This window comes from Elstera litoralis, assembly GCF_000963705.1.
Classification (GTDB): Bacteria; Pseudomonadota; Alphaproteobacteria; order Elsterales; family Elsteraceae; genus Elstera; species Elstera litoralis.
Map to the genome: position 1 here is coordinate 1 of NZ_LAJY01000794.1, position 863 is coordinate 863.

Genomic DNA, 863 nt, shown 5'->3' on the forward strand with positions numbered 1-863 from the left:
GACCAATGGGCGGTGACGGATTAGCTTTGCCTGCCGGCACCTGTAGCTTGATGTAGCCAACAATCTTTTTTGCCATTTAACCCTCTCATACGAGATAGAGGCGCGGTGCGGCTTGGCGAGCCTCCCGCGCAATACCAGCCCAGCCTTAGACTTTTTCGACTTGGCTGTATTCCAATTCCACTGGGGTCGAGCGCCCGAAGATCGACACCGCCACCTTAAGGCGCGAGCGCTCTTCATCCACGTCTTCCACCATCCCATTGAAGGAGGCGAACGGCCCGTCCGAAACCCGGACTTGCTCGCCAATTTCAAAGCGGACAGACGGACGCGGCCGGTCCGTGCCCTCTTTAACCTGACGGGCCAAACGCTCGGCCTCGGCATCGCTCACCGGCGACGGCTTGCCCTTCGCCCCCAGGAACCCGGTCACTTTCGGGGTCGAGGTGACGATGTGCCACGTCTGGTCGTTCATTTCCATTTTCACCAGCACGTAGCCGGGAATGAGCTTGCGCTCCGAATTCACTTTTGCGCCGCGCCGGATCTCAACGACTTCTTCAGTCGGAACCATGATATCGCCAATCAGATCGGCCATACCTTTTTGCTCAGCGGTTTCGCGGATGGCCTGGACCACCTTTTTTTTCGAACCCAGAATAGACGTGAACAACATACCAGCGCTGCGTCATGGCCCTACTTTCCCAGCCCGAGAATCAGGCGAATGCCAATGGAGAGGCCTTGATCCACCAGAAAGAAGAATAAGGCCGCAAGCAGCCCCATCACGAACACCATTACGGTGCTGATCCATGTTTCTTTCCAGGTCGGCCACGTCACCTTGCGGGCTTCGAGCCGGACTTCCTTGAAAAATTGAACCG

Annotated in this window: 1 protein-coding gene and 2 pseudogenes; all 3 read right to left on the minus strand. The window is 57.0% G+C overall.

Annotated features, from left to right (window positions below; genetic code table 11):
* Nucleotides 1-76 (minus strand): annotated as a pseudogene (gene rplK, locus VZ95_RS23460) (50S ribosomal protein L11); the annotation flags it as partial.
* Nucleotides 77-145: 69 nt separating this feature from the next.
* Nucleotides 146-677 (minus strand): annotated as a pseudogene (nusG, locus tag VZ95_RS19820) (transcription termination/antitermination protein NusG).
* Nucleotides 678-681: 4 nt separating this feature from the next.
* A partial coding sequence (gene secE, locus VZ95_RS19825) for a preprotein translocase subunit SecE (RefSeq protein ID WP_045777399.1) occupies nucleotides 682-863 on the minus strand: 182 nt, incomplete at its 5' end.